The 26,076-nt window shown below is 52.5% G+C and carries 20 protein-coding genes and 1 riboswitch; of the genes, 7 read left to right on the top strand and 13 right to left on the bottom strand.

What is annotated here, in order from left to right; all coding sequences use genetic code 11:
- Window positions 1-176: 176 nt before the first annotated feature.
- Together murI and btuB are read right to left on the bottom strand one after the other, a co-directional pair.
- Window positions 177-1,028, bottom strand: a complete 852-nt coding sequence (gene murI / locus HV334_RS01055) for a glutamate racemase (RefSeq protein WP_016157938.1) — start codon at window positions 1,026-1,028, stop codon at window positions 177-179.
- Entirely contained in the window at window positions 973-2,811 is a 1,839-nt protein-coding gene (gene btuB / locus HV334_RS01050; RefSeq protein WP_047497611.1) for a TonB-dependent vitamin B12 receptor BtuB, read from the bottom strand. Before btuB ends, murI begins: the two co-directional genes overlap by 56 nt.
- A 64-nt stretch (window positions 2,812-2,875) precedes the next feature.
- Window positions 2,876-3,063: riboswitch (cobalamin riboswitch) on the bottom strand.
- A 115-nt stretch (window positions 3,064-3,178) separates the two neighbouring features.
- On the opposite strand from btuB, the gene trmA reads away from it, so the two are divergent.
- The gene (gene trmA / locus HV334_RS01045; RefSeq protein WP_181221072.1) at window positions 3,179-4,279 is read left to right on the top strand and encodes a tRNA (uridine(54)-C5)-methyltransferase TrmA; all 1,101 of its coding nucleotides are present in this window, start codon (window positions 3,179-3,181) and stop codon (window positions 4,277-4,279) included.
- A gap of 45 nt (window positions 4,280-4,324) precedes the next feature.
- Here the strand turns inward: trmA and HV334_RS01040 are convergent, their stop codons facing one another.
- Complete coding sequence (locus tag HV334_RS01040) at window positions 4,325-4,684, bottom strand: YijD family membrane protein (RefSeq protein WP_016155292.1); 360 nt, start codon at window positions 4,682-4,684, stop codon at window positions 4,325-4,327.
- Window positions 4,685-4,699: 15 nt separating this feature from the next.
- The gene (gene fabR, locus HV334_RS01035; RefSeq protein ID WP_003028862.1) at window positions 4,700-5,335 is read right to left on the bottom strand and encodes an HTH-type transcriptional repressor FabR; all 636 of its coding nucleotides are present in this window, start codon (window positions 5,333-5,335) and stop codon (window positions 4,700-4,702) included.
- 191 nt (window positions 5,336-5,526) lie between these two features.
- Here fabR and sthA point away from each other — a divergent pair, with 191 nt between their 5' ends.
- Window positions 5,527-6,927 (top strand): Si-specific NAD(P)(+) transhydrogenase, encoded by a 1,401-nt coding sequence (gene sthA, locus HV334_RS01030; RefSeq protein ID WP_016155291.1) that lies wholly within the window; start codon window positions 5,527-5,529, stop codon window positions 6,925-6,927.
- Here the strand turns inward: sthA and oxyR are convergent.
- Window positions 6,910-7,827 (bottom strand): DNA-binding transcriptional regulator OxyR, encoded by a 918-nt coding sequence (gene oxyR, locus HV334_RS01025; RefSeq protein WP_181221071.1) that lies wholly within the window; start codon window positions 7,825-7,827, stop codon window positions 6,910-6,912. The genes sthA and oxyR overlap by 18 nt on opposite strands.
- Window positions 7,828-8,310: 483 nt before the next feature.
- On the opposite strand from oxyR, the gene HV334_RS01020 reads away from it, so the two are divergent.
- Window positions 8,311-10,482 (top strand): ricin-type beta-trefoil lectin domain protein, encoded by a 2,172-nt coding sequence (locus HV334_RS01020; protein WP_181221070.1) that lies wholly within the window; start codon window positions 8,311-8,313, stop codon window positions 10,480-10,482.
- A gap of 64 nt (window positions 10,483-10,546) precedes the next feature.
- Here HV334_RS01020 and argH read toward each other — a convergent pair whose 3' ends face one another.
- From argH to argC, 3 genes are all read right to left on the bottom strand, one after another.
- On the bottom strand, window positions 10,547-11,920 hold the full coding sequence (gene argH, locus HV334_RS01015) for an argininosuccinate lyase (protein ID WP_047497608.1): 1,374 nt from the start codon (window positions 11,918-11,920) through the stop codon (window positions 10,547-10,549).
- Window positions 11,921-12,036: 116 nt separating this feature from the next.
- Window positions 12,037-12,810, bottom strand: a complete 774-nt coding sequence (argB, locus tag HV334_RS01010; RefSeq protein WP_016155288.1) for an acetylglutamate kinase — start codon at window positions 12,808-12,810, stop codon at window positions 12,037-12,039.
- 10 nt (window positions 12,811-12,820) lie between these two features.
- The gene (gene argC, locus HV334_RS01005; protein ID WP_016155287.1) at window positions 12,821-13,825 is read right to left on the bottom strand and encodes an N-acetyl-gamma-glutamyl-phosphate reductase; all 1,005 of its coding nucleotides are present in this window, start codon (window positions 13,823-13,825) and stop codon (window positions 12,821-12,823) included.
- A 155-nt stretch (window positions 13,826-13,980) separates the two neighbouring features.
- Between argC and argE the strand changes: the two genes are divergently transcribed.
- The 4 genes from argE (at window position 13,981) to HV334_RS00985 (ending at window position 21,018) form a co-directional block, all read left to right on the top strand.
- Entirely contained in the window at window positions 13,981-15,132 is a 1,152-nt protein-coding gene (gene argE / locus HV334_RS01000) for an acetylornithine deacetylase (protein ID WP_016155286.1), read from the top strand.
- Window positions 15,133-15,475: 343 nt separating this feature from the next.
- Window positions 15,476-18,127: a phosphoenolpyruvate carboxylase gene (ppc, locus tag HV334_RS00995; RefSeq protein WP_016157932.1), complete on the top strand. Its 2,652-nt coding sequence runs from the start codon at window positions 15,476-15,478 to the stop codon at window positions 18,125-18,127.
- Between the two features lie 210 nt (window positions 18,128-18,337).
- Window positions 18,338-20,071 carry a phosphoethanolamine transferase CptA gene (locus tag HV334_RS00990; protein ID WP_047497602.1) on the top strand — a complete coding sequence of 578 codons (1,734 nt, stop codon included), beginning with the start codon at window positions 18,338-18,340 and terminating at the stop codon, window positions 20,069-20,071.
- Window positions 20,072-20,157: 86 nt separating this feature from the next.
- Window positions 20,158-21,018, top strand: a complete 861-nt coding sequence (locus tag HV334_RS00985) for an AraC family transcriptional regulator (RefSeq protein ID WP_181221834.1) — start codon at window positions 20,158-20,160, stop codon at window positions 21,016-21,018.
- On the opposite strand, the gene HV334_RS00980 is transcribed toward HV334_RS00985, so the two are convergent.
- From HV334_RS00980 to HV334_RS00960, 5 genes are all read right to left on the bottom strand, one after another.
- Window positions 21,005-21,361 (bottom strand): PTS fructose-like transporter subunit IIB, encoded by a 357-nt coding sequence (locus tag HV334_RS00980; RefSeq protein ID WP_016155282.1) that lies wholly within the window; start codon window positions 21,359-21,361, stop codon window positions 21,005-21,007. The two genes, HV334_RS00985 and HV334_RS00980, sit on opposite strands and share 14 nt — an antisense overlap.
- Before the next feature lies 1 nt (window position 21,362).
- On the bottom strand, window positions 21,363-22,241 hold the full coding sequence (locus HV334_RS00975) for a [formate-C-acetyltransferase]-activating enzyme (protein WP_181221069.1): 879 nt from the start codon (window positions 22,239-22,241) through the stop codon (window positions 21,363-21,365).
- Window positions 22,207-24,504, bottom strand: a complete 2,298-nt coding sequence (locus HV334_RS00970) for a formate C-acetyltransferase (protein ID WP_181221068.1) — start codon at window positions 24,502-24,504, stop codon at window positions 22,207-22,209. The genes HV334_RS00975 and HV334_RS00970 overlap by 35 nt, the downstream gene beginning before the upstream one ends.
- Window positions 24,505-24,607: 103 nt before the next feature.
- Window positions 24,608-24,928 carry a PTS fructose-like transporter subunit IIB gene (locus tag HV334_RS00965; protein ID WP_016155279.1) on the bottom strand — a complete coding sequence of 107 codons (321 nt, stop codon included), beginning with the start codon at window positions 24,926-24,928 and terminating at the stop codon, window positions 24,608-24,610.
- 14 nt (window positions 24,929-24,942) lie between these two features.
- A complete protein-coding gene (locus HV334_RS00960) occupies window positions 24,943-26,022 on the bottom strand; it encodes a PTS fructose transporter subunit EIIC (RefSeq protein ID WP_003825153.1) in 1,080 nt (359 codons plus the stop codon).
- Between the last annotated feature and the right edge of the window lie 54 nt (window positions 26,023-26,076).

Below are 26,076 nucleotides of genomic sequence, written 5' to 3'. Positions count from 1 at the left end.
GAGTCAAGCATTTATTTTTGCTTTTCTCTGCGAGATTCGCAGTGGAACCCCGCTGACCCGGCGGTTTGTAATCCGTTGTTCCGTGTCAGTGGAGGCGCATTATAGGGAGTTATTTCAGGCTGACAAGGGGAAATTTAAAATAATCTTCCGAGTGCCTATTTTTCCACCAAAACAGCCTAAACAGCCAGTTTTTCGAGCGTCTTAAAGCCATAACGCTGCAGCACGGGCAATAATTGTTCGGCTTCTGCCGTCATTGCCATGCAGAATGCGACATTCTCATCAGTTGATTTCGCGTCTGGCGCTTCATGTTCTAATAACCAGGCCGTACGACGCGCAATCGCGGCACCAGAATCCACCAGCCGCGTCCCCTCGGGCAGGACCTGTAAAAGTTCTTCCCGTAATAGAGGGAAATGGGTGCATCCGAGCACCACTGTGTCAGGTGGTTCCGACATCCGCAGCCAAGGGCGCAGGACACGACGCAGTTCTTCCAGAGAAACGGTTTCACCATGCAGCTTCGCTTCCGCCAGTTCCACCAGCTCAGCGGAACCCAGCATCGCTATCTGACATTCGTTAGCAAACCGTGCAATCAACTCATGGGTATATGAACGCTTCACCGTTGCACGCGTAGCCAGCAGTCCCACCACACCATTCGCCGTGAGTCGCGCCGCCGGTTTAATGGCAGGCACCACGCCCACAACCGGAAAGGCAAATTTCTCACGTAATGCAGGGAGCGATACCGTGCTTGCTGTATTACACGCGATGACCGCAAGAGAGAGGGGATAACGCTGCTGGACCGCAGTCACAATCTCAACAACACGTTCGACGATAAACTCCTCGCTCTTCTCTCCATAAGGAAAGGCGACGTTGTCGAAAGCGTATATATAGTGGAGATCCGGCAGAAGACGCCGGATCTCGTCATAGACCGACAACCCACCGACGCCGGAATCAAACACCAGCACGGTGGGACGCGGATCAGAAAGTGTAGCTGCCAGACAAGGTGTATTCCCGTCCTGCAGTTGCGTAGCCATAAACTGTCTCGTAATCTTTATCGAACAGGTTGGCGATTTTACCACGAACTGTCAGCTGTGAGGTGATTGGATATGACACGCCAAGATCCCACAGGCTAACCCCACCCATTTTTACCGGCTGGTAGGTTACGTAGTCAGTGTCATAACGCGTTCCCAGGTAATGATACGTCAGGCCCCAGTCAAAATCATAAACCTGCCAGTCGAGTTGGTACTTCACCTGGTTTTTAGAACGCCGTGCGAGCGGCTTGTCCGTAATCGCATTGCGCGAATCGACATAATCGTAGCTCAGCGTATGTGCCAACGGCCCGGTATCAAAGTTTGCGGTCGCTTCCACACCTTTAATACGAACTTTACCTTCATTAAAGTATTTCTCGGTATGCGGGTCGTAATCGATCATGTCATCGATATCATTACGATATCCGGATACACGCCAGTTCACGCCCGCCGTTAAGCCTTCAAACGCCCCTTCCCATTGCTTACTTTGTTCAGGATCCAGGTTCGAATTACCGTAATAACCATGCAACTGTCCGAGATTAGGCGCTTTGTAAGATGTACCGTAGGACGCAATAAAGCGATAGCCTTCAATAAACTCCCATCCGGCGCTGGTCTGCCATGTGCCATGACGGCCAAACTCGGAGTTATCATCACTGCGCGCCGCACCTTCAAAGGTAAAGTCGCCCAGTTGCTGCAACCCGGTCAGGTAGAGACCCGTATTACGCTGATCGTAACCGTCCGTGACATACCCGGTGCCAGGCGTCGTGGTTTGCTTTTGCCAGTCAACGCCTGCGCCTACGTTACCGTGACCAAGCACCATACTGTTGGACCACTGAACATTATATTGCTTCATATCATCCAGTGTGGCCGAGGAGTCATAGCGGCCATAATCCGGATCATAGTTGTAATCTTTACTATGGCTATAGCTGGAAACCAGTTGTGACTGGATAAGCTCGCCATTAAAGCGCAGCCCGGCATCCCAGCTTTGGCTATAGAGCTGACGGGTATCCACTAACGGCGTCCCAGGATAATAATACGCGTCATAATCTGTTCGGTTATCATAGCCGTAGCCGCGAACAAACCCGCTCCATGTATCGGAAAAGTTATGTTCCAGCGCGCCATATAGCGTCTTACTTAAGAAACCGTCTTTGTCAGGCTGAGCCTGAGAGCCAGTGCTACCGTATGCGACAACATCAAAACCTTTGGTATAGGCATAATCGCCCATTAATGTGACGCGCGTATTTTCGCCAAGCTGTTGTTGGGTTGAGACATCATAATTCTGATACCCATTGCTCCCCACACCAGCAGTGAGTTCCGTCCCCGGCTTTTCACGCGTGGTAATGATATTCACCACACCACCAATCGCATCAGACCCATAAACCGCCGACCGCGGCCCACGAATGTATTCGATACGTTGCACTAACGAGACTGGGAACTGGCTAAGATCGGCTGCGCCGCTAACCCCTGCCAGGTTCAGACGCACGCCGTCAATCAACACCAGCACATGGCTGGCATTGGTGCCGCGAATAGAAATAGACGAATTTTGTCCCATACCACCGTATTGGGCGATATCCACGCCCGGCAGGCGACGAAGCACATCATTGACGGAAGTGGATTGCCAGCGATCGATGTCCTGACGCGTAACAACGGTGATAGGGGCAAGTACAGCGCTACGAGGCTGCTGAAAACGGTTGGCAGTGACGACGAGAGTATCTGGGCTAGTGTCCTGCGCCCAACCCGAAAATGCTGTGACGGACAGCGCCGTGCACAGCAACGATTTTTTAATCATTGTAAAGCATCCACAATATAAGAAGGATGCCGCAGGTCCCACCGATAGTACGCGATGATGAAAACCAGATGCGACGTTAGCCGGCAGGTCTTCGGGCTTGGAGGCAACTTAAAGAGATGATGACTTCCCACGGCAAGCCGCAGTGTCTGCACCAGGTGCGCTCATCTCCTACCTTCCTTACCGCTGCGCGTCAGCTCCAGATTCACACTGGATTCCCTTTTAACTCACAGGACCGGAAAACGGATGCTACAGTTTGTTACAACCTGGTGTCCAGACCGCGCATCACAATATCGGAAATCATCAATGACTGGACATCTGTTGAGCAATCCCTACAATCCCCGCGTACTTTTATTTTTCAGGACGCATCATGACCCCCGAACACCTTCCGACAGAACAGTACGACGCCCAGTTAGCTGAAAAAGTAGTGCGTCTGCAGAGCTTAATGACGCCATTTTATGCACAGGCTCCGGAAGTGTTTCGCTCGCCGGTCAGCCACTACCGTATGCGCGCGGAATTTCGTCTGTGGCATGACGGGGATGATCTGTACCACATCATGTTCGACAGCCAGACCAAAAGCCGTATCCGCGTCGACAGTTTCCCGGCGGCCAGCGAGCTTATCAACACGCTGATGACGGCAATGATCGACGGCGTTCGCAACAACCACGTCCTGCGCCACAAACTGTTCCAGATTGATTACCTCACTACCCTGAGCGATCAGGCGGTGGTATCGATGCTGTACCATAAAAAGCTGGATGATGAATGGCGTCAGGAAGCTGAAGCGCTGCGGGATGCGTTACGGGCGCAAAACCTGAACGTGCATCTGATTGGCCGGGCAACCAAAACCAAAATCGAGCTGGACCAGGATTACATTGACGAACGCTTGCCGGTTGCGGGTAAAGAGATTATCTACCGCCAGGTTGAGAACAGCTTCACCCAGCCGAATGCCGTCATGAATATTCAGATGCTGGAATGGGCGATTGATGTCACCAGGGGATCAAAAGGCGACCTGCTTGAGCTGTACTGCGGCAATGGCAATTTCTCGTTAGCCCTCGCACAAAACTTCAACCGCGTGCTGGCCACTGAAATCGCTAAACCGTCCGTGGCTGCAGCGCAATACAACATTGCGGCTAACCATATTGATAACGTACAAATTATCCGCATGGCGGCCGAAGAGTTTACTCAGGCGATGAACGGGGTTCGTGAGTTCAACCGTTTGCAGGGAATCGATCTGAAGAGTTACCAGTGTGAAACCATTTTCGTTGACCCACCGCGCAGCGGTCTGGACAGCGAAACAGAGAAAATGGTGCAGGCGTACCCGCGAATTCTGTACATCTCCTGTAACCCGGAGACATTGTGTAAGAACCTGGAAACGTTAAGCCAGACGCACAATGTTTCACGCCTGGCTCTGTTCGATCAGTTCCCGTATACGCACCATATGGAGTGCGGAGTATTACTGACCGCCAAGTAAATGATGTCCTGGCCGGGCGCGCTTCGCTTGCCCGGCCTACAAATATTACTCCACGATTTCCTGTCTACGGTTACGCACTTTAAAGCCGATCCAGAACACCAGAATCACCGACAGAACCGCCGGGAAGAAGTTAGAGCCAATATCCGGATATTCAGCGCGTACCACAGTGCTGTACAACAGAACGCCGAGAATAAAACAGGCGGCGGCCAGGCCCGGTAACCCCACAGGCATGGTACGGTTTTGATAGCGTTGATGCAGACAATAAACCGTCAGCACCAGCGAAATAATTGGGAATACTGAGAATGGCACAATGGAGCTAAACAGCGCCGCAAATGTGCCATTGATCGATAAGCCAGCAACCAGCGCCAGCAGCAGCGTACCTTTATCTTGACCTGACTGTTTCATTGCTCGTCCTTCTCGTTACTCGGAGTGATGCGTCATCTTCTCTTGTTCACGGCGGTACCAATAAAATGCGCCCTTCGCGATCATGCGCAGTTGCAATACCAGCCGTTCTTCCAGCTGTCGACGCTGCTCGGCGCCAACATCCAGTGCTTCTGCCCCGGCGCTGAACACAATGGTGACCATGGCTTCGGCCTGCGCTTCAGTAAACGCACGAGGCATATGGTTTTCGAGTTCGAGATAGTCCGCAAGTTCCGCAATGAAGTGCTGAATTTCACGAGCAACCGCTGCGCGAAACGCTGCGGAGGTTCCCGAACGCTCGCGCAATAATAAACGGAAGGCGTTGGGATTGTTGCCGATGAACTCCATAAATGTTGAGACCGAGGTGCGGATCACACTCCCGCCCTTCGCGATACGCTGACGCGCCTGACGCATCAACTGACGCAGCATCAAACCACTCTCATCCACCATCGTCAGGCCGAGTTCATCCACATCACGGAAATGGCGATAAAACGAGGTTGGCGCAATGCCCGCTTCACGAGCGACTTCGCGTAAACTGAGGCTGGCAAAACTACGCTCAGCGCTGAGTTGACTAAATGCGGCTTCTACCAGCGAACGCCGGGTTTTTTCTTTTTGTTGCGCTCTAACGCCCATCACGATGTCTGAATCCTTCCACATACCTTGCTGGCACTATACCAGAGATTAGGCGGTTGGCATGGCTTTGTGAATGATTGTTTACGCGCCGTTTGTGCTTCGAGTTCGCAAAAAAGCACAACGATAATTGGGTTATCCCGACAACGATGTTACTATTCTGTTGCTTTTATGTATAAGAACAGGTAAGCCTGACCATGTCACATTCCTACGATTACGATGCAATAGTAATAGGTTCCGGTCCCGGCGGCGAAGGCGCTGCAATGGGTCTGGTTAAGCAAGGAGCGCGCGTCGCGGTGATTGAGCGCTATCATAACGTCGGCGGAGGCTGTACCCACTGGGGGACCATCCCGTCGAAAGCCCTCCGCCACGCCGTCAGCCGTATTATTGAATTCAATCAGAACCCACTTTACAGCGACCACTCCCGACTCCTTCGTTCTTCTTTCGCCGATATTCTCAACCACGCTGATAACGTTATTAATCAGCAAACGCGTATGCGGCAAGGATTTTACGAGCGCAACCACTGTGAAATTTTGCAGGGAAATGCCCGTTTTGTTGATGAACACACACTCGCCCTTGAATGCCACGACGGCACGGTGGAAACGCTGACCGCGGATAAGTTCATCATCGCCTGTGGTTCACGCCCCTATCATCCGGTGGATGTCGACTTTTCCCATCCCCGGGTTTATGACAGCGACTCTATCCTGAGCCTGCACCATGAACCCCGCCATGTTTTGATTTATGGTGCGGGAGTAATTGGCTGCGAATATGCGTCGATCTTCCGTGGAATGGACGTCAAAGTCGATTTAATCAACACCCGCGATCGTCTGCTTGCGTTCCTCGATCAAGAGATGTCCGACTCGCTCTCTTACCACTTCTGGAACAGCGGTGTGGTCATTCGCCACAACGAAGAGTACGAGAAGATTGAAGGTTGCGATGACGGCGTCATCATGCATCTGAAATCCGGTAAGAAACTGAAAGCCGACTGCCTGTTGTACGCCAATGGCCGTACCGGTAATACCGATTCGCTGGCGCTGGAAAATATTGGGTTGAAAACCGACAGCCGCGGACAGTTGAAGGTCAACAGCATGTACCAGACGGCGCTGCCTCACGTGTATGCCGTAGGAGATGTGATCGGCTATCCGAGTCTGGCATCGGCGGCCTACGATCAGGGACGCATTGCCGCCCAGGCATTGGTAAAAGGCGAAGCTACCGCGCATCTGATCGAAGATATCCCGACCGGGATTTATACCATTCCGGAAATCAGCTCCGTCGGGAAAACCGAGCAGCAGCTCACAGCCATGAAAGTTCCATACGAGGTTGGCCGCGCCCAGTTTAAACATCTGGCACGTGCGCAAATCGTGGGTATGAGTGTCGGAACGCTGAAGATCCTGTTCCATCGCGAAACGAAAGAGATTCTGGGGATCCACTGCTTTGGGGAACGCGCGGCCGAAATTATTCACATCGGTCAGGCGATAATGGAGCAAAAAGGTGGTGGTAACACCATCGAATACTTCGTTAACACCACCTTTAACTACCCAACCATGGCGGAAGCCTATCGGGTAGCAGCGCTAAATGGCTTAAACCGCCTGTTTTAACGCACTGTCGAAATGGCCATCCATTGACCCACGGATGGCCTCTGCCAGCTGTTCATAACGGCTGCGCAGCGGCGAACCTGGACGATACACCAGGCCAATCGTACGGCGCGGTTCAGGCTTGATGCAGGGCAGATAGACAACGCCATCACGCTTACGCTCCGGCGGCACGGCCAGCGCAGGCAGTAAGGTAATACCGCTGCCTGCCGCCACCATGTTACGCAGCGTTTCCAGACTGGTCGCCCGGAAATGGGTATCCTCATCGGCACCCGCTTCAAAGCAGAAGCCCATCGCCTGATCGCGCAGGCAGTGGCCATCCTCTAGCATCAGCAGTTTCTCACCCGCCAGATCGGACATCGGTACACAGTCGCGGTTTGCCCATGGGTGATCTTCATAGATCACCAGCAGCATAGGCTCATCAAATAATGGTACTTCGATGAACGCCTCACTCTCTTTCACCAGCGCCAGAATGACGCAGTCGAGCTTACCGCTATCCAGTTGCGCCAACAGCTGATGCGTCTGCGCCTCATGGAGATACATTTCCAGTTTTGGGAAGGTCTGGTGCAACATAGGAATAATATGCGGCAGCAGGTATGGCCCCACCGTTGGGATCAAACCAATATGCAGCGGTCCAGACATTGTCTCGCCTTGTTGGCTTGCCATCTCCTTGAGCACTTTGACCTCGCGCAGCACGGTGCGCGCCTGATCCACCAGCAGTAAACCTGCCTGAGTGAACAGCACTTTGCGACTCGTACGCTCCAGCAGCATGACGCCAAGCTCATCTTCCAGCTTGCGGATCTGTCCGCTCAGCGTTGGCTGACTAACGTGACAGGAGTCTGCCGCTCGTCGGAAGTGACGATGTTCGGCTAGCGCCACCAGGTATTCAAGATCACGAATATTCATTATTCATCCTCCATCGCCACGATAGTTCGTAGCGATAGGTAGAATAGCAACGAACGATTATCCCTATCAAGCTTTCTGTTTAATAATGCACCACAGAAACGGAACGGTACCCCTTTAACCCTTGAAGCTACTGTCCGTTTTGAGAGTTTCTCTCATACTCGAAATAACTAAAGCCAACGTGAACTTTTGCGGACCTTGAGTCCGCATTTTTTTTTGCGCCCGGCGCGAATACATTCAAAAAAATATATACAAAATATAAATTACATATTTCCATTCGATTATTTAAATGAAAATCATATTAAATTAAAATAATCAAAAACATTTTGTATCATTTATATATTTGACGCCCTATCAGGTTCATAAATAATAACCGCGCGATATTCAATATATGGCAAATCGCAAGAACACTCGTTTCTTCGCCACTCTAATTATTTAGAGTACATTCACCCATATTTTTCTAATATTTATCGAATGGAATCTTTTATGAAACTCAATACTATTTCGCGATATTTTCTCGCGGCAGGCCTGATGTCGTGCGCCGCAAACGCATTCGCCCTGGAAGCCTGGAGCGGTCAGTCAGGTGGAAACACCATTGAAGTTATTTTTGACAGTAAAGTTTATAGTAACCGCTGGTATATAAATGCCGATAATTGCCCACAGGGCGCGTCCGCTGAAAACTGGGATAATCCGTGGAGTTATGTGCGCGATGCCACAAAAGCGGAAATAGACCAATACGGCAACCCAACGACCTGTGACGCGGGCAGCGCCACGCCGGTCGCCCACGACGCATTCAGCGCAGAAAAAGATTATGCCAAAGATGATATTGTCGCTTATCAGGATGTGACATATGAAGCGTCCAGGCCCATTCCGGCTTATTCCTTCACCCCAGGTGCCGATAACCCGTGGAAACTCTATACGCCAGTACCCGACTGGAGTTCCAGCCAGGTTTATAACAAAGGGGATGAGGTCAAAGTTGACGGCCAGTCTTATGAAGCACTGTACTATACCGTTGGCGAAAACCCTTCTATTGCAGGTAACCAGAACCCGACCGGCACCAATGGCCGTCCGTGGAAACCGTTAGGCCCAACGGTCGAATTCACCCAGGAACAATTTAATAATGCCCCACAGATCAACTCCATTGCGCTTTACGAAGCTGGCAAACTGGCGGTGTACAAAGGGATACCTTATGTCGCTCAGACGAAAGTCAAAGGCTTTATGCCGGATGATAACAACCCGTGGGCGATTTATACCAACTGGGCAGGCACCAAAGAGCGCGTAGGGACGCCGAAAAATCCGTGGCCTGCCCACGTTTATGCACCATACGTCGACTTTAGCCTGAACAGCATTCCGGATCTGGCAAAACTGGCGAAAGAGCAAAATATTACCCACTTCACCATGGCGTTTGTCGTCGCGAAAAGCGGCGAGCAGTGCATCCCAACCTGGGGTACGGCCTATAATCTGCAGGATTACTCACAGTACAGCAAAATAAAAGCGCTGCGTGAAGCCGGTGGCGATGTGATGGTTTCCATTGGCGGAGCGAATAACTCCCCGCTGGCAGCTGCCTGTAAGAATGTTAAAGACCTGCAAAAACTCTACTACGACATTGTTGATAACATGAACCTGAACGTGCTGGATTTTGATATCGAAGGCACATGGGTGGCCGATCAGGATTCCATCGATCGTCGCAACCAGGCAGTAAAAGAGGTTCAGGCTCAGTGGAAAGAGGAAGGTCGCAAAGTCGGTATCTGGTACACCCTGCCAATTCTGCCGACCGGTCTGACGGCTGAAGGTCTGTATGTACTGGAAAATGCGCGCCATGCCGGCGTTGAGCTGGCTGGTATTAACGTGATGACCATGGACTACGGTAACGCCGTCTGCCAGTCAGACGGCACCGAAGGGCAGAACATTCACGGTAAATGCGCCACATCCGCTATCGACAACATGTTCACCCAGTTGAAGAAAATCTGGCCAGAGAAATCTGACAAAGAGATCAACGCCATGATGGGCACCACCCCGATGATCGGTTACAACGATGTACAGGGCGAAGTGTTCTATCTGTCCGATGCGAAACTGGTAATGGAAGATGCGAAAAAACGCAACCTCGGCATGATTGGCGCGTGGTCAATGGCACGCGATCAGCCGGGCGTGGCGAAGCAGGTCAGCCCGGAGCACAGCGGCATGACCGCACAGCAGGCACCGATGTACGCATACAGCCAGGTATTTGCGCCGTTTACTCACGCAGATGAAAAAGAGGTCGTCACCGGTGTTTATAAATCACGGAAAAACAACCTCTGCCTGGATGTCAAAAACGGTCAAATCCGGAATGGCGATCGTTTGTTCACCTATGCCTGCTCCGGCTCCAACAACCAGACCTTTAAATTTGATGCCCGTGAACATCTGGTAATTGGCAATAGCCAGAGCTGCCTGGATATTCAAAACGGTTATAATGTTGAAGGCAGAAATATTATTTCTTACACCTGCCACACCCCGACTGATACCAACAAAAATCAGACATGGACCTGGCAAAACAACAAGTTCGTCTCACAGAAGGAAGGCACGCAACGTTGTATGACGGTGGGTAACGACGGTTATGTCACCTTAAGTACCTGCACCGACAATAACGTCGCCCAGGAATTTGAGATTTATCGTCCGTAAACTGCTATCCAGGATAGAAACATGACAAGGCCATCCCTCGGGATGGCCTCTTTTATTACCGACGTTAAATCAGACGCGCCTTCGCGTAGTCGATCGCCTGCGCCACCTGCTGTGGCGACACGCCGCCTTTCGCCGCACGTTTATCCAGGCACGATTGCAACGAGAGGATCGGATAAACGTCCTCGCCAATAACCTGACTGAACTTTTGTAAGTCAGCAAGCGACAGCGCTTCCAGCGGTTTGCCCTGACGAATCGCCTCGACCACCGTCTCACCCACAATATGGTGTGCTTCGCGGAACGGGACGCCTTTTGCTACCAGATAATCCGCCAACTCGGTGGCGTTAGCATAACCCTGCTGCGCCGCTTCCTGACAACGCGGACGTTTCACCTGAATGCCATCCAGCACCAGCGCAGCCATATGCAGACAGTCCAGCCAGGTGTCGAGCGCATCGAACAGCCCTTCTTTGTCTTCCTGCATATCTTTGTTGTATGCCAACGGGAGACCTTTTAAGGTCATCATCATGCCGGTCAGCGCACCCTGCACGCGACCGCATTTGCCACGGATCAGCTCCAGCGCATCCGGGTTTTTCTTCTGCGGCATCAGAGATGAACCCGAAGTTACACGATCGGACAGCTCGACAAAGCCCGCTTCGCCGGTATTAAAGAAAATCAGGTCTTCAGCAAAACGCGACAGGTGCACCATGCCGATAGAAGCGTTGGAGAGTAACTCCAGCACGTGGTCACGGTCAGAAACACTGTCCAGACTGTTACGCGTCGCCGAGGAAAAGCCCAGCCAACCGGCCAGCTGCTCGCGATCGATTTCATACGCCGTCCCCGCCAGCGCGCCGCAGCCCAGTGGACTGACGTCCAGGCGCTTGAGCGAATCCTGCAGACGGCTCTCGTCACGCGCCAACATTTCGACATAGGCCAGACACCAATGAGCAAACGTCACCGGCTGCGCACGTTGCAGGTGGGTGTAACCCGGCATGACGGCGTCCTGGTTATTCTCTGCCGTCACCACCAGCGCACTTTGCAGCTGACGGTTGGCCGACAGTAATTCAATAACCGTGTCTTTACACCACAGTTTAAGATCGGTCGCGACCTGGTCATTACGGCTACGTCCGGTATGCAGTTTTTTACCAAGCTGGCCGACTTTATCAATCAGCTTACCTTCCACCCAGCTATGAATATCTTCAGCATCGCTTTGCAGGATCTGCTGCGGATTAACGCGAACCTCTTCCAACAGAGTGTTCAGCGCCTCTTCCAATTGCAGTTGTTCATCGGCAGTCAGTACGCCGACCGTTACCAGCGCTTTAGACCAGGCCACAGAGCCGACAATATCCTGTTCTGCCAGGCGGTAGTCAAAACGCAACGAGTCGTTGAACTGTTTGAACCGCTGATCTGCTGCCTGTGTAAAACGCCCACCCCAAAGTGCCATAACTTGCTTCCTTAATATCTTGAATTTCAACGCCGGATGGCGCTTAGCTTATCCGGCGTACAGGTTCGGTTCACGTAGGCCCGATAAGGCATAACCGCCATCGGGTACAAAATAGTTTACGCTAAAATCCGCGTGCCAATTGGCATGCCGTTAAACAGCGCCGGCAGTTGCTCGGCATGACGCCAGGAGGCAATATCCACAGGGCGACCCAGCGTGCGCGCGGCATCCAGCGCCGCATTGACCTTCACGATCATGCCGTCAGTAATAATACCTTGTTCAATCAGTTGTTCCGCTTTAGCGGCGGTCATTTCGGCAATACGCTGGCCTTTACCATCCAGAATACCGCTTACGTCAGAGAGCAGGATCAGATCCGCACCCAGCGTTGCCGCCAGCGCCGTTGCCGCCTGATCGGCATTAACGTTCATCAGCAGTCCGTCTTCAGTAACGCCAATGGAGCTAACTACCGGCAGAAAACCGCCTTCCAGCAGTGTGTTAATCAGCTTAGGCGAACCCGGCTGCGCCAGTCCAACATGACCCAGCGCTTTATCGAGCGGCGTCACTTTTACGCTATCGCCATCACCAAGATACAGACCCACGGATGCGATGTGATGCTTTTTCGCCCAGGCCAGTAAGGTTTTATTCGCTGTTCCCGCCAGGGCGCCGGTAATAATGTCAATTTGATCGGCTGGCGTGACGCGCAGACCATTTTTCTTTTTCACCGGCAGGTTCAGCTGCTTCATCAGATCGTCAACCACGCAGCCGCCACCGTGCACAATGACCAGCGGTCGCTGATGCGACTCACGATAATTCACCAGTGCGGTAAACAGACGCTCCAGCGCCTCTTCGCTATCCAGTAAAACGCCGCCCAGCTTGATAATTAATGGATTCATCGTTGCACCCTTAAATAAGAGACTGCGTTTCAGCAAAGCCAAAACGAATATTTGCGCACTGCATCGCCTGTGCCGCCGCGCCTTTCAATAAGTTGTCTTCAGTTGCCACCACGATCAGGTGCTCACCCTGTACGGCAAACCCGATATCACAGAACGGTAAGCCAACCACGTTCTTCAGCGCCGGAACGCCTTTGTCATACAGACGCACCAGTGGCTTATCGCCATACGCCTGTTGCAACGTTTGAGCCACTTGCGCATGGGTTACGCCCGCTTGCAAACGGCAGGTGATGGTTTCCAGAATTCCGCGCGGGAAGTTGCCCAGATGCGGGGTGAAGATCACCTCCGCACCAAGGTGAGTAGCGATTTCCGGCTGATGGCGATGGGTAAACACGCCATACGGCTGCAGGCTCACCTCACAAAAGCTGTTGGAAATAGCCGCCTTACGTCCCGCGCCGCTCACGCCGCTGGTGGCGTTAATTACCGGCCACTGGCTGAGATCCAGCAGCCCGGCATCAATCAGTGGTTTCAGCGACAGCTGCGCCGCCGTCGGGTAGCAACCCGGCACGGCAATCAGATTCGCGTCTTTCAGTTGGTCTGCGCTCCACTCCGCCAGTCCATAAACCGCCTGCTCCAGCAGGTCGGGATGCTGATGGGTAAAGCCGTAATATTTTTCATAGAACGCGCCGTCGTTTACGCGAAACGCGCCCGAGAGGTCAAACACCACGCATCCGGCCTGCAAAAACTGCGGGGCCAGGTCATGGCTCACCTCATGTGCCGTTGCGAGGAACACAACGTCCACCCCTGCGCTAAACTCGCTGATATCTGACATTGGCTGTAACGGTAAATCGACAATGCCTTTCAACTGCGGATGCAAATCGGAGATTAATTTTCCTGCATCATTGCTTTGCGCTGAGACGGTCAAAGCGGTTATGGTCATATCAGGATGGCGATTTACATAGGTCACAAGCTCTGCGCCGGCATAGCCACTGGCGCCCACAATCAGCGTATTCAACATCGGGGCTGCTCACCTTCTTAGATTCTGTTGCCAGATATAAGCCTTTATCACCTCACCTTACACTTGGTGGGTTTTATTACGCTCAACGTTAATGTATTTTTATTCACAAATACTGCATGAATATTGATACTATCATGACCCGAGGTGTGTCAACAATGAAAAACAATTTACCGCCATTTATCGAGATATACCGCGCTCTGATTGCCATGCCGTCGATTAGCGCCACCGAAGAAGCGCTCGACCAAAGTAATGCAGGTTTAATCACTCTGCTGGCGGGCTGGTTCAAAGATTTAGGCTTTAATGTGGAGGTCCAGCCGGTTCCCGACACGCGCAATAAATTCAATATGCTGGCAAGCATTGGACAGGGAGCCGGTGGTTTGTTGTTGGCGGGCCATACCGATACCGTCCCCTTTGACGACGGACGCTGGACGCGCGATCCGTTCACCCTGACCGAGCATGACAATAAGCTCTACGGTTTGGGTACGGCAGATATGAAAGGCTTCTTCGCCTTTATCCTCGACGCGCTGCGTGACGTCGACGTCACTCAACTGAAAAAGCCCCTGTACATTCTGGCCACTGCCGATGAAGAGACCAGCATGGCGGGAGCGCGTTATTTCTCTGAAACCACCGCTTTACGCCCGGACTGCGCGATCATTGGCGAACCCACTTCTTTGCAACCGGTCCGCGCGCACAAAGGTCATATCTCTAATGCGATTCGCATTTTGGGACAATCGGGTCACTCGAGCGATCCGGCTCGTGGCGTGAATGCCATTGAACTGATGCATGATGCCATCGGTCATATCATGAATCTGCGCGATGATCTGAAAGAGCGCTATCACCATGATGCTTTTACCGTCCCTTATCCGACGTTAAATTTGGGTCACATCCACGGCGGCGACGCCGCCAACCGAATCTGCGCCTGCTGCGAGCTGCATATGGATATTCGCCCACTGCCCGGCATGACGCTTAACGATCTCAATGGCTTACTTAACGACGCGCTGGCCCCGGTCAGCGAGCGCTGGCCAGGTCGCCTGACGGTGTCGGAGCTACATCCGCCAATTCCAGGCTATGAGTGCCCACCAGATCATCAACTGGTACAAGTGGTTGAGAAACTGCTGGGCGCACAGACAGAAGTGGTGAACTACTGCACCGAAGCGCCGTTTATCCAGACGCTTTGCCCGACGCTGGTGTTAGGGCCTGGCTCCATTAATCAGGCGCATCAGCCGGATGAGTATCTGGAAACTCGTTTTATTAAGCCAACCCGCGAATTGATCACCCAGGTTGTGCATCATTTCTGCTGGCATTAACCGCTTATCGCCTCGCTAACCCTTTAGTGGTAAGCGAGGTAATTTATTAACATTTCCATAAGCAAAGCTTATTTGATTCGATGTGAATTAAATAACGTAAATTCCCGTCATTTTTTCGTTTGCTGAACCGATTTCGCAGCAATTGACGTCACGACTTTTACGTGGCTTTATAAAAGACGGCTAACATACAAAGTCCGAGAGATTTCGCGTCACAGCAAGGCGGCAAGCGAGCTCATACAAGGAGCTTACATAAGTAAGTGACCAGATGGGCAAGCGCAGCCAACGCCGATGTCGCGCGAAAGATACAGGACGCATAAATTAAAGATGGGGTGTCTGGGTTAATATGAACGAACAATATTCCGCGTTGCGTAGTAATGTCAGTATGCTCGGCAAAGTGCTGGGGGAGACCATCAAGGATGCGCTGGGAGAGAACATTCTTGACCGCGTAGAAACAATCCGTAAGTTGTCCAAATCATCCCGCGCTGGCAATGAAGTCAATCGCCAGGAGCTGCTCACTACGCTGCAAAACCTGTCTAACGACGAGCTGCTGCCGGTTGCCCGCGCGTTTAGCCAGTTTCTGAACCTGGCCAACACCGCCGAGCAGTACCACAGCATTTCGCCAAAAGGCGAAGCAGCCAGCAACCCGGAAGTGATTGCTCGCACTCTGCGTAAACTGAAAGAGCAGCCCAACCTCGATGAAGCCACCATCAAAAAAGCCGTCGAATCTCTCTCCCTGGAGCTGGTTCTCACTGCCCACCCGACCGAGATCACCCGCCGTACGCTGATCCATAAAATGGGTGAAGTGAACGCCTGTCTCAAGCAACTTGATAACAAAGACCTCGTCGATTACGAGCGCCATCAGCTGATGCGCCGTCTGCGCCAGTTGATTGCCCAGTCCTGGCATACGGATGAAATCCGCAAGCTGCGCCCAAGCCCGGTTGATGAAGCCAAATGGGGCTTCGCGGTGGTTGAAAATAGCCTGTGGGAAGGCGTACCAAACTATCTGCGCGAGCTGAACGAACAACTGGAAGAGCATCTGGGCTATAAGCTGCCCGTTGATTTTGTCCCGGTTCGCTTTACCTCCTGGATGGGCGGCGACCGCGATGGCAACCCGAACGTAACAGCGGATATCACCCGTCACGTGCTGCTACTCAGCCGCTGGAAAGCGACCGATCTGTTCCTGAAAGACATTCAGTTTCTGATTTCTGAGCTGTCGATGGTGGATGCCACACCGGAACTGTTGGCGCTGGTGGGTGAAGAAGGCGCAGCAGAACCTTACCGTTATCTGATGAAAACCCTGCGTTCACGTCTGATGGCAACCCAGGCCTGGCTGGAAGCCCGTCTGAAAGGCGAGAAATTGCCGAAACCTGCGGGACTTCTCACCCAAAACGAACAGCTCTGGGACCCGCTATATGCGTGCTATCAGTCTCTGCAGGCCTGTGGCATGGGCATTATCGCCAATGGCGAATTGCTCGACACCCTACGCCGCGTGAAATGTTTCGGCGTACCGCTGGTACGTATTGATATTCGTCAGGAAAGTACCCGTCACACTGAAGCCCTTGGAGAACTGACCCGTTATCTGGGCATTGGCGACTACGAAAACTGGTCGGAAGCGGATAAACAGGCTTTCCTGATCCGCGAGCTGAACTCCAAGCGTCCGCTGCTCCCACGTAACTGGGAGCCGAGCAACGACACCCGCGAAGTGCTCGACACCTGCCGGGTCATTGCTGAAGCCCCGTATGGCTCCATTGCCGCCTATGTTATCTCAATGGCGAAAACGCCATCGGATGTACTGGCCGTACATCTGCTACTGAAAGAAGCCGGTATCGGTTTTGCTATGCCGGTTGCCCCGCTGTTTGAAACGCTGGACGACCTCAACAACGCCGATGACGTCATGTCTCAGCTCCTGAACATTGACTGGTACCGTGGCTTTATTCAGGGCAAACAGATGGTCATGATTGGCTACTCTGACTCCGCAAAAGATGCGGGCGTGATGGCGGCCTCCTGGGCGCAATATCAAGCGCAGGACGCGTTGATCAAAACCTGCGAAAAAGCCGGTATCGAACTGACGCTGTTCCACGGTCGCGGTGGCTCCATTGGTCGCGGTGGCGCGCCTGCGCATGCGGCGCTGCTTTCTCAACCACCAGGCAGCCTGAAAGGCGGTCTGCGCGTGACAGAACAAGGGGAGATGATCCGCTTTAAGTACGGCCTGCCGGAAGTGACCATCAGCAGCCTGTCGCTGTATACCGCAGCAATTCTGGAGGCCAACCTGTTACCGCCGCCAGAGCCGAAAGATAACTGGCGTCATATCATGGATGAGCTTTCCGATATTTCCTGTGAGCTCTATCGTGGATATGTACGTGAAAACAAAGACTTCGTCCCTTACTTCCGCTCCGCAACGCCAGAGCAGGAACTGGGTAAATTACCGCTCGGTTCACGTCCGGCAAAACGTCGCCCAACCGGCGGGGTAGAGTCTCTGCGCGCCATTCCGTGGATTTTTGCCTGGACGCAGAACCGTCTGATGCTCCCGGCGTGGCTGGGTGCAGGCACCGCACTGCAAAAAGTGGTTGAAGACGGTAAGCAAAGCGAACTCGAAGCAATGTGCCGCGACTGGCCATTCTTCTCCACACGTCTTGGCATGCTGGAAATGGTTTTCGCCAAAGCAGACCTGTGGCTGGCAGAATACTACGATCAGCGCCTGGTCAAAAAAGAGCTGTGGCCGCTGGGTGAAGAGCTGCGTCAGCGCCTGGAAGCCGATATCGATGTCGTGCTGGCGATTGCCAACGACTCACATTTGATGGCCGACCTGCCGTGGATTGCCGAGTCCATTCAGTTAAGAAATATTTATACTGACCCGCTGAATGTCTTACAGGCTGAGCTGTTACACCGCTCACGCCTGGCGGAAGAGCAAGGCAATGCACCGGATCCGCGCGTTGAACAAGCGCTGATGGTGACAATCGCTGGTGTCGCAGCCGGCATGCGTAATACAGGCTAACGTCCCCCCCTCGTCGCCTTCGTGCTATTGTACGAAGGCGACAACAAAAACTGCTGTCATAACCGCTTCTTTTTCAATATATTCCCGCCTGAATATATTCACATTGTGAATATATCAACAGCAAAACACGATCCTAAGATCGTGATGCTTAAGTTCCTCTTAATATTAAGTCGCTACTCTTGGCGCTACGATTAAAGACAGGCTCACATTATGCAATCCTTACAACTCCAGTCTAAACCTAAATTTAGCTGGAAAGCCCTGGGTTGGGCGCTCCTCTATTTTTGGTTTTTTTCCACTTTACTTCAGGTCGTTATTTGTTTAACCGGATATAGCGGAACTAATGGATTACGCGACTCCTTGCTATTCAGTTCGCTGTGGTTAATCCCGGTATTTTTATTTCCAAACCGTATCCGTATTATTGCTGCCGTCATTGGCATGGTGCTATGGGCGGCCTCGCTGGCTGCTCTGAGCTATTACGTCATCTACGGACAAGAGTTCTCGCAAAGCGTTCTGTATGTGATGTTTGAAACCAATGCGAACGAAGCCAGCGAATATCTCAGCCAGTATTTCAGCCTAAAAATTGTTCTTATCGCCCTGGCCTATACGGCTATCGCTATTCTGCTGTGGACGCGTCTGCGCCCTGTTCATATTCCATCGCCCTGGCGCTATCTGGTGTCGTTTGCGTTGTTATACGGTTTGATTCTGCATCCGATAGCCGTTAACACTTTCATCAAACACAAGCCGTTTGAAAAAACGGTAAATGGTCTCGCCTCACGTATGGAGCCCGCCGCACCGTGGCAATTCATCTCCGGGTATTATCAGTACCGTCAGCAGTTGACCTCACTCAATAGCCTGCTGAATGAGAACAATGCCCTGCCGCCGCTGGCTAACTTCAAAGATAACTCCGGCGATGCCCCACGTACGCTGGTGCTGGTCATTGGCGAGTCAACGCAGCGTGGTCGCATGAGCCTGTATGGTTACCCGCGCGAAACGACGCCAGAACTGGATGCATTGCATAAATCCGATCCTAACTTCACCGTATTCAATAATGTCGTGACCTCACGTCCGTACACCATTGAAATCCTGCAGCAGGCGCTGACCTTCGCCAACGAGAAGAATCCGGACCTGTACCTGACTCAACCGTCTCTGATGAATATGATGAAACAGGCAGGTTATAAAACCTTCTGGATCACCAATCAGCAGACGATGACGGCTCGCAACACCATGCTGACCGTGTTCTCTAAGCAGACGGATAAGCAGTTCTATATGAATCAGCAGCGTACGCAAAGTGCGCGCGAATATGACAGCAATGTGCTGGCGCCATTTAAAGAAGTACTGGCCGACCCGGCACCGAAAAAGTTCATCATCGTGCACCTGCTGGGTACGCATATTAAGTACAAATTCCGCTATCCGGATGGTCAGGGTAAATTCGATAACAATGTCGACCATGTTCCCCCCGGCCTGGATGATGATGAGCTGGAAGCATACAACGATTACGACAGCGCGAATGTCTACAATGACCATATCATTGCCAGTCTGATCAAAGACTATAAAGCGACAGACCCGAACGGCTTCCTGCTCTACTTCTCCGATCACGGGGAGGAGGTATACGATACGCCACCGCATAAAACGCAGGGTCGTAATGAAGACAACCCGACGCGCCATATGTATACGGTACCGTTCCTGCTGTGGACCTCTGAAAAATGGCAGGCTGCACACCCGCGTGACTTCTCACAGGATGTGAATCGTAAATACAGCAGCTCAGAGCTTATCCACACCTGGTCTGATTTAGCGGGATTCACCTACGACGGTTTCGATCCGACCCGATCCATTACCAGCCCGCAGTTCAAAGAGACGACCCGCTGGATTGGCAATCCGTACAAAAAGAATGCCCTGATTGATTACGATAGCCTGCCGTACGGCGATCAAATCGGTAATCAGTAATACTCGTATCGGCCACTCTTTAAGAGTGGCCTTTTTTTATGATGACGGTTACTGTTTCCCCTGTCTGCTGCCTGCAAGGGATTAACATGTATCACGACGTCAGCCATCTTCTCTCCCGCCTGATTAACGGCCCCACGCCGCTGTGCCAGGTTTATTTTGCCAGCACCAGTAGCTCAACGCCGGAGCTGGCGTATCAGGTCGATTTTCCCCGGCTGGAAATTGTGCTGGAAGGTGAGTTCACCGATAACGGAGTTGCTGGCGCATCCGCGACGTTACTGCCTTGCGATGTGCTATTCGTTCCGGCTGGCGGCTGGAACTTTCCGCAGTGGCTCACACCGGTCACCACGCTCAGCATTCTGTTCGGCAAACAGCAACTGGGTTTCAGCATCGTCCAGTGGGACGGCAAGCAATATCATAATCTTACCCGCCAGCACGTCGCGCGGCGTGGGCCACGAATTGGCTCTTTCCTGCTGCAAACGCTCAATGAAATGCAGATGCAACCGCAGGAGCAACAAACCGCCAGGCTAATCGTTGCGAGCTTACTGAGCCACTGCCGCGATCTGCTGGGCAGCCAGATCCAGACCGCATCACGCAGTCAGGCGCTTTTCGAAGCCATTCGCGACTATATTGATGAACGCTACGCTTCGCCGCTCACCCGAGAATCCGTCGCGCAGGCGTTTTACATCTCACCCAATTACCTCTCCCACCTGTTTCAAAAAACGGGCACTATCGGGTTTAACGAATACCTGAATCACACGCGACTGGAACACGCGAAAACGCTGCTGAAGGGTTATGAGCTGAAGATCAAAGAAGTGGCGCACACCTGTGGGTTTGTTGACAGCAACTATTTCTGCCGCCTGTTTCGCAAAAATACCGAACGTTCGCCGTCAGAATATCGTCGGCAATGCCACAGCCAACTGACGGAGATAAAAGCTAATCCAAAGTAAGATGTGTGTGCTGTGGTGCAGAAAGCAGCTTTCGCACGGCGCTCATCACCCGCTGCGGCTCACGCAGAAATGCGCTAATGCCCGACTGGACGTATCGGCTCTGCGTAAATCGCTCTGCTCCTGCCAGTTCAATATCGGTAATAAGCAACACCGCATCAGCACGGTTAATATCCTCTTCCGTCAGGCGATTTTCGGTACCCAACGCGCCCTGAGTTTCAATCTTGATGCTCCATTTCTCCTGCTGGCAGAGTTTCTCCAGCCGTTCAGCGGCCATATAAGTATGGGCCACGCCGCTTACGCACGCGGTGACAGCAACCAGATATCGTACAGGTGCGATGGCCATACTATCCTCCTACTGTTACCTGAAATCCGGCGCATTCTGCCATCTTACGTATAAAATCTATCTCTTGCGCCGACGGGACGGGCACTTCTTTCATCGACCAGGGTAATCCGAGCAGGTTGTATTTCGGTTCGCCATATTGATGAAACGTTAGCAGGTGCACCTGCTTTATGCCTAATGATGACAACAGCGTCAACGCCTGCTGCGTGTTCTCTACATTCATCGTAAAGCCCGGAATCAGCGGCAGGCGAGGTATGACATTAATTCCTTCAGCGACCATTAGTCGTAAATTCGCCAGCACGCGCGGCAGGTTCATATTAATGGTCTCACGCGCCAAATGGACATCCATAATTTTGAGGTCAAACAGCACCTCATCGCACTCTCTTGCCAGCGATAACAAACGACTGGCTGGCGCATCGCCAGCCGTTTCAATCGCGCAGCGAACATCCCAGCGCCGCAGACGTTGCAGGAATCGTACGGCAAAGGGCGCTTGCATCAGCACTTCACCACCGGAAAGCGTCACCCCCCCGCCAGAGGTGCGAAAGAAAATATCATCTTTCATCACTTCACGTTCCAGCTCGTCCAGCGAGATATCACGACCGATACGTTCAAACGCACCGGAGGGACACTCATCAGCATCACGTAGACAGGGTGTACAGTGCAGGCATTTACTCTCCCGCCGTACTGTTTCAATACGTGGGGAGAGAGATTCAGGGTTGGCGCACCACGGGCAGGTATGCGGACAACCTTTAAAAAAGACTACCGTACGAATACCTTGTCCATCATTCAGTGAGTAACGCTGAATATTGAATATACGCGCGACGTCCTCGCCACGTGGGTCAATAACCTCACAGCTGATGCGCGGTGCGGCGAATGATGTCATCCTGGATCTCCTTCGACAGCTCGACAAAGAAGGCGCTGTAACCCGCCACGCGCACCACCAGCCCGGCGAAATCTTGTGGGCGCTGCTGCGCTTCTCGCAATGTGTCGGCATTCACCACGTTAAACTGGATGTGCTGGAGCTTGAGCTGGGTAAATGCCCGCAGAAAATCCGCCAGCTTGCGTAAACCAGCCTCACCTTCCAGTGTGGCTGGCGTAAACTTCACGTTCAGCAAAGTCCCATTGGAAAGCAACGTGTTATCCAGCTTGCTGACCGATTTCAATACCGCCGTCGGCCCTTGCATATCCTGACCCAGCATCGGCGACAGCCCCCCGTCCGCCAACTGTTCCCCGGCGAAGCGACCATCCGGTGTCGCTCCGACGACCGAACCCAGCGGCACGTGCGCAGAGACAGTATATGAACCCGGCGTAAATTGCCCGCCGCGTGGATTCTGGTATTTCTCTACCTCTTTACAGTAATGACGCAGCAGTTCGGCGCTGATGTTATCTACATCATCAATATCGTTGCCGTATTTTTCGAAGCGGTTAATCAGCCTGGCGCGAATTTTCTCGCCTTCCGGGGTAGCAAAGTTGTCTTTTAGCACCGACAAAAGTTCGTCAAAAGTTAAGCGCTGTTGTTCAAATACCAGTCCATTGAGCGCATGCAGCGAATCGCTCAGGTTCGCAATGCCGATTCCCTGTACGCCGGAGAAGTTATAACGCGCGCCGCCGTCGGTAATATCACACCCTTTATCCAGGCAATCGCTAATAAACGAGGAGAGCAGCGGCACCGGCGCCCAGTCGCGATGACCGATATCGCAGATGTTACTGCCTTCGACCATCAACGTAATGTAGTGGCTGATTTTGGCACGAATATGCTTCAACAGGTCTTCATACGTCAGCGCGCGATTGCCTTCGTTCTCATGCAGGCAGATTTCCATTACTTTCAGCAGATTAAACATGGCGATGTCGTGCAAACCGTATGTTCTGCCTGGAATAGACAGCTCGACACAGCCGACTACCGCGTAATCTCGCGCATCTTCCAGCGAGACGCCACGGTTAAGAAATGCGGGCACCACCACTTCATCATTAAAGATTTGCGGAATGCCGGTCCCAAGGCGAATGGTCTGTGCCGTTTTCATCAGGAACGGCGTATCGATCAACGCGTTCGTGCGCACACCGAGATTTGGTTGCGGCAGTTGTACGCTCTGATAAGCATCAAGGCAGAGAAACGACAGTACGTTTACCGCACTACGACCATTCTCCGTTAATCCCCCAAGCAGTGCGGTGTAACCCGTTGGGAAGCCAGCGAAATAGCGCGCGCTGCTGGTGGATCGCAGCAGTACAATGTCATTGCATTTCACCCATAGCGATTCGAGGATTTCTTTTAAGAATGCAGGATCTTCCCCCTGCGTCAGCGAGGTCTGATAAAACGGCAACATATACTGGTCGAAGCGTCCGAGTGAGAGCGAACTGGCGTTGGACTCATATTGCAAAATAATGTTCATGTACCAGAACAGCTGACATGCTTGCCAGAAGGTTTGCGGCTTATGCTGGGCGTTATGCCGGGAGTTTTCTGCAATCGTCAGCAATTCCTGACGTCGCTGCGCATCCGGGCAGCTTTCCGCCATTTGTTCTGCCAGCAGGGCGTAACGCAGAATGTGGCTTTGCGAAGCCTCAAGCAGCAACAGAGCAGCCTGATAAAAGTGGTTATCCGGCTGCTGCAGACAATGCGCCCGCATCTGCGCTACCAGTTCGCCAAGCCCGAGATTCAACAGGCGTGGATAATCAATAATGATATGCCCCTGACCTTTATCCGTCTGGTTAACGCTAAAAATCTGCGTACGGACAGCGGCTTTTACCTCATCGGTCATCTGACCGTTGATGAAATCTTTCATCGACCGCTTTTCCCAGTACGGATACAGCACATCGCGATAGAGATGTTTATCCTCTTCGCTGATGTCAAAACGGTCCTGCGGACGGGTTGGAAACTGCTCCAGCTCGTTGAGCAGCCAGTAAGGATCCATTTCCGGTGACATTATGCCCGCCCGCGGTTTAACGGTACGGTTCCCGGCTATCAGTTCCTCATCACGAATCGATATTTCAACGTGCTCAAGAATATATGCGGTGGCTTTCGCCCGCCGCAGAATAACCGGCTCTCCCTCCGTCTGCTGGTGGCTGGCGGTATATAGCAGCGCACGCTCAAGCGAAATTTCGCGGTTATTTTGAAACAGAGCGTTTTTTAAACGTTGGATACGGCTAGTCATGAGGAACTCCTGTAGAAAAACTGATGCCAGATGGCGCTGTGCTTATCTGGCCTACGTATCAGTAGGCCGGATAAGTCGAAACCACCCTCCGGCAAACAAACCGTTATGCGGTTTGCGCAAGGTGTGCACCAATCTTGTTCATGATGGCGTCGGCACGTTTCACTGCATCACTGATGTTGACACGAACGATAGTTTTGCCCGCAAAACGCTCTTCAAACTTAATACCAATGTCTTTGGTCAGAATCACCATGTCGGCTTCTGCCACATCCGCCGCGGTCAGTTCGTTTTCCAGACCGATCGACCCCTGAGTCTCAACCTTTACTTCCCACCCCTTGGCTTTAGCGGCGCTTTCCAGCGCTTCGGCGGCCATATAGGTGTGGGCAACGCCAGAAGGACATGCAGTTACTGCGATAATCTTGGTCATGACTCATTCCTCGCTTAATTCATTTCAAAATCTAAATCCAGGTCGTCTTCTTTCTGGTCGACCTGAGACACTTTTTTCCGCGCCAGACTTTTCAGTACGTTAACGCACACAGCGGTCACTACAGCCCCCACGGCAACCGCCGCGATATAACCCAATTTTCCTTCAACGACCGGCAGAACAATCAGCCCGCCCCAGCCGGCATAACACTGCGCACCAAACAGCGCGGCGGTTACCGTGCCGCAGGCGGAACCCACCATAATGGATGGGATAACGCGCAGCGGATCGGCGGCAGCAAAAGGAATTGCGCCTTCCGTTACGCCAACGCAGCCCATCACCAGCGCGGCTTTACCGGCTTCACGTTCTTCAGAAGAGAAATTCTTACGACCAATCAGCGTCGCCAAACCTAAGCCCAGCGGCGGCACGCAGATCCCTACCGCGGCGATGGCCACCACGGTATAAACCCCCTGCGCCACGCAAATCAGCATGAAAGCGTAGGCAACTTTGTTAATCGGCCCCCCCATATCGAAGGCCAACATCAGTCCCATAATTACCGCCAGCAGCACGATGCTGCCCTGCTGCATACCCTGCAGCCACTCGGTCAGGCTAGTGGTTAACGCGCCAACGGGTTCTCCCAGGCCCCACATCATGATGCCTGCGGTGATAAAGGTGCCGACAATAGGAATAACGAAGATAGGCATTACCGATCGCAACACCTTATGTACGGGGATCTTCTTCAGATAATGGACGACGATACCGCCAATAATCCCGGCAATTAGCGCGCCGAAAAAACCTGCGCCGAAGCTGTTTCCCACCCATGCGCCAATCGCACAAGGGGCGAGAGCAGAACGTTCAGCAATGGAATAACCAATGTAAGCGGCAAGGAATGGCACCATCAACGTCAGCCCTGCGACGCCAATATCAAACAGTTTCTTGAGATTAGGATCGGTCGCTGCATCCGGTACCGCGCCCTTGCCATACAACATGACAGAGACCGCCAGCAAAATTCCACCCGCGACTACGAAGGGGATCATATGCGAAACACCCGTCATCAGGTGCTGACGGGTATTTTTCAGGATTTGTACCAACTCTTTCATAAGTCGCTCCCAGGCTGCCTAAAGCCCATATCCATAAACTTGTTGCGGAAAACA

Origin of the sequence: Citrobacter sp. RHBSTW-00944 (genome assembly GCF_013615435.1) — a bacterium.
Classification (GTDB): Bacteria; Pseudomonadota; Gammaproteobacteria; order Enterobacterales; family Enterobacteriaceae; genus Citrobacter; species Citrobacter braakii.
This window is presented reverse-complemented; position numbering and strand designations above follow the sequence as displayed.